Origin of the sequence: Microbacterium sp. 13-71-7 (assembly GCF_002257455.1) — a bacterium.
Lineage (GTDB): Bacteria > Actinomycetota > Actinomycetes > Actinomycetales > Microbacteriaceae > Microbacterium.
The window spans coordinates 1-7,764 of sequence record NZ_NCKN01000195.1; the positions used below are offsets into that span (position 1 = coordinate 1).

Consider the following 7,764-nt stretch of genomic DNA (forward strand, 5'->3'; position numbering starts at 1 on the left):
CCCCGCTAAATTTCCCCCTACCACCGAGTCGTCCCCGTCAGCGCACGCCATAGGGTGCGCTGACGGGGACGACTCGGAAGTAGGGGGCGCGGAGAGGCGGCCGTCGCGGCGCGGCGTCCGGATCACTCGCCGTCGAGCGAGAGCTCCTGGGGCAGTTCGAACTCGCGGCGCGACAGCTCCTCGACGTTCACGTCCTTGAACGTCAGCACGCGCACCGACTTCACGAACCGGTCGGCGCGGTAGATGTCCCACACCCAGACGTCGTTCATCGACACTTCGAAGTAGAAGTCGTGCTCCGTGTCGCGGCGGACGACGTTGACCTCGTTCGCGAGGTAGAACCGGCGCTCGGTCTCGACCACGTACTGGAACTGAAGGACCACGTCGCGGTACTCGCGGTACAGGGCGAGCTCGAGCTCACGGTCGTAGTCGTCGAAGGCGTCGTCATCCATGATCCCCCCATCCTACGAGAGGCGCCCGCGCGCGGCCGCATCCTCGCGGGCGCTCAGAACAGGGTGGGCGCGTCGGCGATCGCCCAGGACGAGCGATGGTGGCGCGTGAGCCCGCGCAGCCGGATCGCCTCGCGGTGCTCGATGCTCGCGTAGCCCTTGTTGCGCTCCCACTGGTAGTCCGGGAACTCGGGCGCGAGTTCGACCATGAGCGCGTCTCGCGCGACCTTGGCCAGCACCGACGCCGCGGCCACGGATGCGCAGTCGCGGTCGGCCTTGACGATCGAGCGCACGGTCAGCGGTCCCGGGTGCACGGCGGAGACGTAGTCGTGGTTGCCGTCGAGGATCACGAGCGCCGACGACGCCTCCCAGGCCTCTCCACAGGCGGCGATGATCGCGCGGGACGCGGCGAGACCCAACGCGCGCATGATGCCGACCTCGTCGATCTCTGCATTCGTCGCCCACCCCACGGCGCTCGCGGGCGCCCAGGCCCCGGCACGGACGGCGACTTCGGGCCGCCGCTTCTCCGGCACCAGCTTCGAGTCCCGCAGCCCCTGGGGCACACGGCGCCGGGCTGCGGCCGCGTCCACGACCGTGGCGCCCACGGCGACGGGACCCGCGAGGGCTCCCCGTCCGACCTCGTCCAGGGCGATCAGATGGGAGTGCTCGCGCAGCAGCCGCCGCTCGAGGACCAGGCTAGGCTCGACGACCGCCACGACGGCGCCCCTGCGGCTTGGGGCTCGACACCCCGTTGAAGACGGCGTAGTGACCGTCGATGAGGCCGAACCGGTCGAACGGCCAGGTGGTGAGGAACGCGCGCCCGACGATGTTCTCCGTCGGCACGAACCCGCCTCCCGGCTGGTCCTGGTGGTAGCGCGAGTCCTCGGAGCGCGTGCGATTGTCGCCGAGCACCCACACGGCGCCCTTCGGCACCGTGACGTCGAACGGGATGCTGGACGCCCGGGAGTCGCCCACGCCCGGCTTGAGATAGGACGACTCGTCGATCGGGGCCCCGTTGACGGTGATCTGCCCCAGCGAATTGCAGCACACGACGTGGTCCCCCGGCAGCCCGATGAGCCGCTTGACCAGGTGGTCGTCCGAATCGGGCGCGGCCACGCCGACCAGCGTCAGGAACCACTCCCCGGCCTCCAGCAGCGGCGACCGCGGCGGCTGAGGTGGCTGCGGCGGCAGCCAGCCGCCCGGATCCTTGAACACCACGACATCGCCGCGGTGATAGCCGTTCCAGTGCGGGGTGATCTCGTCGACGAGGATCCGGTCCTTGACGAGAAGCGTGTTCTCCATCGAGCCGGACGGGATGTAGAAGCTGCGCACCACGAAGGTCTTCACGAGGAAGGAGACCAGCACCGCGATGAGGAGGATCACCACGACATCGCGGAGGAAGATCACCCAGCCGCGTCGTCGCGGCGTCGTCTGCACCCGTACCGCGTCAGCGGATCCGGCCGCGATCTCTTCCGTCATGCGCCATCCTTCACAGACCTCTGCCGTCGGTCGACGGCGCCATCCAGCTTCTCATGTCCGGGGAATGAACAAGCGCCCCGAGAGCCGTGTCTCGGGGCGCTTGTTCGAAAGCCGAATGGGATCAGCGCGCGTCGCGCTTCTCCTTGATCTTCGCCTTCTTGCCGCGCAGGTTGCGGAGGTAGTACAGCTTCGCGCGACGCACGTCACCGCGGGTGACGACCTCGATGTGGTCGATCACCGGGGAGTGCACCGGGAAGGTGCGCTCGACGCCCACCTGGAAGCTGATCTTGCGGACCACGAAGGTCTCGCGCACGCCGTCGCCCGAGCGGCCGATGACGACGCCCTGGAAGACCTGGATACGGGAGCGGCTGCCCTCGATGATGTTGACGTGCACCTTGACGGTGTCGCCGGGGAAGAACTCGGGGATGTCGGAACGGAGCGAAGCCGCGTCGACGACGTCGAGGATCTGCATGATCGTCTCTCTCTGCACTCGCCTCAGGTCGCATGCATGTGGGAAGGGATGAAATCGGAAGTCTGTGTCGAACGGCGCACGAGGCGTCCGCGGGTTCCCCTGAGGCAGAACCGGGTCACGGCACAAAGAACCATTCTGCCATGGATCAGGACCTGCGCCAAAACGGGGCGCGACGTGTCGGCCGGCCGAGTCAGTGCGGCGAACGGCCCTCGCCGGTCTGGCCCGTCTCGGTGATGACGATGACGTCCCCGTTGCGGCTCGCCCGCTCCCGCACCGGCTGGCCCTGATCTCCGTAGACGGTCCCGCGCATGGTGTCGGCGTCGACCACGAACGCCGCCCTTCCGCGCTCTGCCACGTCCTTCCAGAGCTGCCAGAGCGTCGACCAGAACAGGCCGAGGAATGCGACGATCGTGCCCGTCAGGAGCCAGCCGAACGCATCCTTCGGGAAGAAGCCGAGCGCGATCGTCAGGCCGTGCCACACGGTGAAGCCGAGCACGTCCCGCCAGGAGACGGCGCGCTCCTCGCGGACGGTGGGTCTTGCGCGCACCAGGAACGCCAGGGCGAGCTCGCCCACGAGCACCGACGGCAGCGCCACGAACAGCACCCAGAGGAACGCCCATCCGCCCGCCTGGAAAACACCCCAGCCGATGAACAGCCAGAGCGGCAGCACGAGAGCGGCCGGGAACAGCCAGGAGAAGAACGCGCGCCGGATCCACATACCGCGATGCTACGTCGCGGCGGCAGGCCCGGATCCGCACGTTCGCTGTGAGCGTCCCCTGCGCGCACGGTAGGAGAGAATGGATGCGACGAGAGGACTGGGAATGATCGAACTGCGCACCCCCGCCGAGATCGAGGAGATGAGGGCGGCCGGACGCTTCGTGGCGGAGACGCTGGCGACGCTGCGCGCCGAGACCAAGGTCGGCACGAACCTGCTCTCGATCGATCGACGCGCCCACGACATGATCCGCAAGGCCGGCGCGGAGTCCTGCTACATCGACTACCACCCCTCCTTCGGTGCGAGTCCCTTCGGCAAGGTGATCTGCACGTCCGTGAACGACGCCGTGCTGCACGGCCTGCCGCACGACTACACGCTGCGCGACGGCGATCTCGTCTCCCTCGACTTCGCCGTCTCCGTCGACGGATGGGTCGCCGACTCGGCCGTGTCGTTCGTGGTCGGCACGCCCCGCGACGAGGACCTGCGGCTCATCGACACCAGCGAGCGCGCCCTGGATGCGGCGATCGCCGCCGCCGTGGTCGGCAACCGCATCGGCGACATCTCGGCTTCGATCGCCGCCGTCGCCCACGGCGAGGGCTACTCGATCAACACCGACTTCGGCGGCCACGGCGTCGGTCGCATCATGCACGGCGACCCGCACGTGCCCAACGACGGGCGTCCCGGTCGCGGCTTCCCGCTGCGCGCGGGCCTCGTGATGGCGCTCGAGCCCTGGTTCCTCGCGACCACCGACGAGCTGGTGACGGATCCTGACGGCTGGACGCTGCGCAGCGCCGACGGCTCCCGGGGATCCCACTCCGAGCACACCGTCGCGATCACGGAGGACGGTCCCATCATCCTCACCGATCGCTCGTTCCTCGGCGTCGACTGACCCGCGGCACCGCAGGCGTTCACGGGCGCCTGCACCGCGCCGTCGCAGCTGTGCCATTCTGTGGGCATGTCCCGACACGACCTGCGGATGCCGGAGCGCCTGTTCCTGGCCCGGCACGGCCAGACGGCGTGGAATCGCGAGCACAGACTGCAGGGTCAGCTCGACTCCCCGCTCACCGAGGCCGGCGTCGGGCACGCGAACGAGATCGCGCGACGACTCGAGGGGGCCGGCGTCGGGGTCGTCTGCACGAGTCCGCTGGGACGGGCCAGACGGACCGCGGAGATCGTCGCGGCGCGCCTGGAGGTCGAGGTCGTCGCCGTGGACGAACTCGCCCAGGTGCACCACGGGTCCTTCGCCGGTCGCACGTGGGACGAACTCGAAGAAGCCGACCCCGGCATCCGCGCCCTGCGATCGGAGAACCGCTACGGCTGGGCGTTCCCCGGGGGCGAGAGCTACGCCTCCGCACGCCCGCGGGCGCTCCGCGCCCTGAATGAGTGCGCCTGGGCGGGCGAGGGGATCCCGCTGATCGTCACGCACGAGATGATCGGGCGCCTGCTCCGCGCCGCCATGCGAGGATTCGGTCATGCGGAGGCGCTCGCGCTGCGGCACCCGCACGGCATCGTCTTCGAGATCACTCGAGGAGCGGAACGGCTGGTCTGACAGACGGGCCGATCAGATCGCCCGGTACACGTACACGTCCGTGACCTGCGGCAGCTCGAACTCCTCACGCCCTGCCGTCTCGGGATCCTGGTCCAGGATCCACTCGACCGCGGAGACCATCCGCGCCCGCTCGTCATCCGCGGCGGCCAGGAACGAGCTGACGGTCAGCCAGCGCGCCACATAGGCCTGGCGCGAGATGCGCTCGCGCCAGGAGACCTGCACGAATCGCGGTGACGCGAATCCAGGCAGCAGCTCGCGCGTCGCGTCGTCTCCGGAGAGTCCGTTCAAGAGCGCCGGGTGCGCGACCCTCGTGCAGGCGAGGTCCCAGGCGCAGTCGGGATCCGAGTGATTCCAGACGAGCCCCAGCACGCCCCGAGGCACCAGCACTCGACGGATCTCGGCACATGCGTCCTCGCGGTCGAACCAGTGGAACGCCTGCGCGACCGTCACCACGTCGACGCTGCCGTTCGCGACGGGGATCCGCTCCGCGGATCCGTCCAGCGCATCGACCTCCGGCAGACGACGCCGCAGCACACCGAGCATCGCCTCGGACGGTTCGACGGCGATGACGCGCGCGGCGCGCGACGTCAGCAGCGCGGTGAACTTGCCGGTGCCGGCACCGAGATCGAGGATCGTCGGCACAGTCGAAGGGACGATCTCGTCCGCCGCCGCGACCGGAAAGCCGGGACGGTGGCGATCGTAGTCCTCGCCGATGCCGCGGAAGGACCCGGCCAGACGCTCATCCACCATGGTCCGACGCTAACAGGCGACGGGTCGCGAACGCGGGACTCAGCCCTCGTCGGGGAGGAGATCGGGACGGCGACGACGGGTGCGCTCGATCTGCTGCTCGCGGCGCCAGGCCGCGATCGCCCCGTGGTTGCCGCTGAGCAGGATCGGCGGGACCTCACGGTCGCGCCACACGGAAGGCTTCGTGTACGAGGGGTACTCGAGCAGCCCGTCTTCGTGCGATTCCTCGACGAGGCTCTCTGGATTGCCGACGACGCCGGGGATGAGTCGGCCGATCGCCTCGACCATCGCCATGACGGCGACCTCTCCCCCGTTCAGCACGTAGTCGCCGAGGCTGATCAGGCGCACCTCGCCGAGTTCCGCGGCCTCTTCGAACACGCGCTCGTCGATGCCCTCGTAGCGGCCGCAGCCGAAGATGAGGTGCTCTCGGGCCGCGAGCTCGCGGGCCGTGGACTGATGGAACACCTCGCCGGCCGGCGAGGGGAAGATGATGGTGGGGCGCGCTTCGGCCGGCTCGGAATCCGACGCCGTGCGAACGGGCGCGGCCGCGAGCTGATCGAGCGCGAGCCCCCACGGCTCCGGCTTCATGACCATGCCGGCGCCGCCGCCGTAGGGCGTGTCGTCGACGGTGCGGTGCCGGTCGCCGGTCCAGTCGCGCAGATCGTGGACGTTCAGATCCAGGATCCCGCTGTCCCGCGCCTTGCCGAGCAGGGAGAGGGTCAGCCCGTCGAAGTACGACGGGAAGATCGAGACGACGTCAATCCGCACCGGGCGCGTCCTGCTCGGAGGCGTCCTGCGTGGAGGCGTCGGAGGGCGCGTCGTCCTCGGCGAGCTCCTCGAAGAGCCCGGCAGGAGGCGTGACGACGATGCGCCCCGCGGCGATGTCCACGGTCGGCACGATCGCCGAGACGAACGGGACCATGACCTCGGATCCGCTCCCCGAGACGGGCCGGACGATGAGCAGATCCTGCGCGGGCAGGTGGTCGACGCGGATCACGCGCCCGACGACGACGTCATCGCGGACGACGTCGAGACCGGTGAGCTGGTGGTCGTACCAGGCGTCGTCCTCGGGCTCCTCCGACTCGTCCTGATCGATCCACAGGATCGCCTTGACGAGGCCCTCGGCGGCGTCACGGTCGTCGACGCCCTCGAAGAACACGACGGAGCTGCCGTTCATCACCCGGTACTCGCGGACGGTGATGGACTTGCCGTGCCACGGAGATGCCTCCGGCACCTGCAACGTGAACTCGGCGCCGGGCACGAAACGCCCGGCGGGATCGTCGGTGTACAGCTCCAGCTTGAGGGCGCCCTTGAGCCCGTGCGCCTTGACGAGGCGCCCCACACGCAGCTGGTTGCGGCCGGAGGGGCGATCGGTGACGGCCACGCTCAGTCGTCCGCGACGTCGACGCGGACGCGACGCCCGTCCGCGAGCGCGGTGATCAGCGTGCGCAGGGCCTTGGCGGTGCGGCCGCCGCGCCCGATCACGCGCCCCCTGTCATCGGGGTGCACGTGCACCTCGAGGACGTCGCCGCGGGGCGACGAGGTGGCGGTGATGGTGACATCCTCCGGGTGATCGACGATCCCCGAGACGATGTGCTCGAGCGCGGCAGCCAGCACGACGGATTACTCCGCGTCGGCCGCAGCCTCGGCTGCGTCCTCGGCGGGGGTCTCGACGGGAGCCTCCTCGGCGGGAGTCTCCTTCTTCTCGACCTTGGGCTTGATGACGGACTTCTTGGCGGAGTCCGCCTCGAAGGCGACCTTCTCGCCGGCGACCTTGAGGGTGGACTTCGCGTCCTTGTCGCCCTTGAAGGTGCCCCAGTCACCCGTGATCTTGAGGATCGCGGTGACCTGCTCGGTCGGCTGCGCGCCGACGGACAGCCAGTACTGGGCGCGCTCGGAGTCGACCTCGATGAACGAAGGCTCCTCGGTGGGGTGGTACTTGCCGATCTCCTCGATCACGCGACCATCGCGCTTGGTGCGCGAGTCGGCGACGACGATGCGGTAGTAGGGCGCACGGATCTTGCCCAGGCGCTTGAGACGAATCTTGACAGCCACGATTCTCCTGAATGGTGTGGAAGGAAGACGAACTGATCACCAGAAGCGTGGGGTGCACACCCGGTGGAAGCTCTAAGGGTGGATCGCGGCCGGATAGAGGGTCGAGCGGTGATCCAGCTGTCTATTCTGCCAGATCCCCGGCCCTGAGGCGAAACGGCGGGATTCCGTGTCGTGCGGCCGCCGCCGGACCGTGCGGTGCGCCGGGGACGTCGTCGTATCGTGAAGACTCAGAGCACGCCTGCCCCGCATCCTCATTCCTCTCCCCCTGTGAAGGAGCATCCCCATGCGCACCGGATCCCTC

The 7,764-nt window shown here is 69.2% G+C and carries 12 protein-coding genes; 2 read left to right on the forward strand and 10 right to left on the reverse strand.

All coding sequences use genetic code 11. The features are described 5' to 3' along the window. Window positions 1-122: 122 nt before the first annotated feature. From B7X32_RS15980 to B7X32_RS16000, 5 genes are all read right to left on the reverse strand, one after another. Complete coding sequence (locus tag B7X32_RS15980; protein WP_045273217.1) at window positions 123-449, reverse strand: DUF2469 family protein; 327 nt, start codon at window positions 447-449, stop codon at window positions 123-125. A 53-nt stretch (window positions 450-502) separates the two neighbouring features. Then, a complete protein-coding gene (locus tag B7X32_RS15985) occupies window positions 503-1,162 on the reverse strand; it encodes a ribonuclease HII (RefSeq protein WP_292721773.1) in 660 nt (219 codons plus the stop codon). Then, window positions 1,143-1,925, reverse strand: coding sequence for a signal peptidase I (gene lepB, locus B7X32_RS15990; RefSeq protein WP_292721776.1), 783 nt, complete (start codon window positions 1,923-1,925; stop codon window positions 1,143-1,145). The genes B7X32_RS15985 and lepB overlap by 20 nt, the downstream gene beginning before the upstream one ends. A gap of 121 nt (window positions 1,926-2,046) precedes the next feature. Continuing rightward, window positions 2,047-2,397, reverse strand: a complete 351-nt coding sequence (gene rplS, locus B7X32_RS15995) for a 50S ribosomal protein L19 (RefSeq protein ID WP_045273220.1) — start codon at window positions 2,395-2,397, stop codon at window positions 2,047-2,049. Between the two features lie 190 nt (window positions 2,398-2,587). Then, entirely contained in the window at window positions 2,588-3,115 is a 528-nt protein-coding gene (locus B7X32_RS16000) for an MFS transporter permease (protein ID WP_292721779.1), read from the reverse strand. Between the two features lie 103 nt (window positions 3,116-3,218). On the opposite strand from B7X32_RS16000, the gene map reads away from it, so the two are divergent. Next, window positions 3,219-4,001: a type I methionyl aminopeptidase gene (gene map, locus B7X32_RS16005; RefSeq protein ID WP_292721782.1), complete on the forward strand. Its 783-nt coding sequence runs from the start codon at window positions 3,219-3,221 to the stop codon at window positions 3,999-4,001. Window positions 4,002-4,067: 66 nt separating this feature from the next. After that, window positions 4,068-4,661, forward strand: a complete 594-nt coding sequence (locus B7X32_RS16010; protein WP_292721785.1) for a histidine phosphatase family protein — start codon at window positions 4,068-4,070, stop codon at window positions 4,659-4,661. Window positions 4,662-4,673: 12 nt separating this feature from the next. Here the strand turns inward: B7X32_RS16010 and B7X32_RS16015 are convergent, their stop codons facing one another. Genes B7X32_RS16015 through rpsP form a run of 5 tightly spaced genes read right to left on the reverse strand, consistent with a single transcriptional unit; the run spans window position 4,674 to window position 7,463 of the window. Beyond that, window positions 4,674-5,411, reverse strand: a complete 738-nt coding sequence (locus B7X32_RS16015; RefSeq protein WP_292721788.1) for a class I SAM-dependent methyltransferase — start codon at window positions 5,409-5,411, stop codon at window positions 4,674-4,676. A gap of 39 nt (window positions 5,412-5,450) precedes the next feature. Further along, complete coding sequence (gene trmD / locus B7X32_RS16020) at window positions 5,451-6,176, reverse strand: tRNA (guanosine(37)-N1)-methyltransferase TrmD (protein ID WP_292721791.1); 726 nt, start codon at window positions 6,174-6,176, stop codon at window positions 5,451-5,453. Beyond that, window positions 6,166-6,792: a ribosome maturation factor RimM gene (gene rimM / locus B7X32_RS16025; RefSeq protein WP_292721795.1), complete on the reverse strand. Its 627-nt coding sequence runs from the start codon at window positions 6,790-6,792 to the stop codon at window positions 6,166-6,168. The genes trmD and rimM overlap by 11 nt, the downstream gene beginning before the upstream one ends. 2 nt (window positions 6,793-6,794) lie before the next feature. Continuing rightward, on the reverse strand, window positions 6,795-7,025 hold the full coding sequence (locus B7X32_RS16030; RefSeq protein WP_045273224.1) for an RNA-binding protein: 231 nt from the start codon (window positions 7,023-7,025) through the stop codon (window positions 6,795-6,797). A gap of 6 nt (window positions 7,026-7,031) precedes the next feature. Then, a complete protein-coding gene (gene rpsP, locus B7X32_RS16035) occupies window positions 7,032-7,463 on the reverse strand; it encodes a 30S ribosomal protein S16 (protein ID WP_292721800.1) in 432 nt (143 codons plus the stop codon). Window positions 7,464-7,764: the final 301 nt, after the last annotated feature.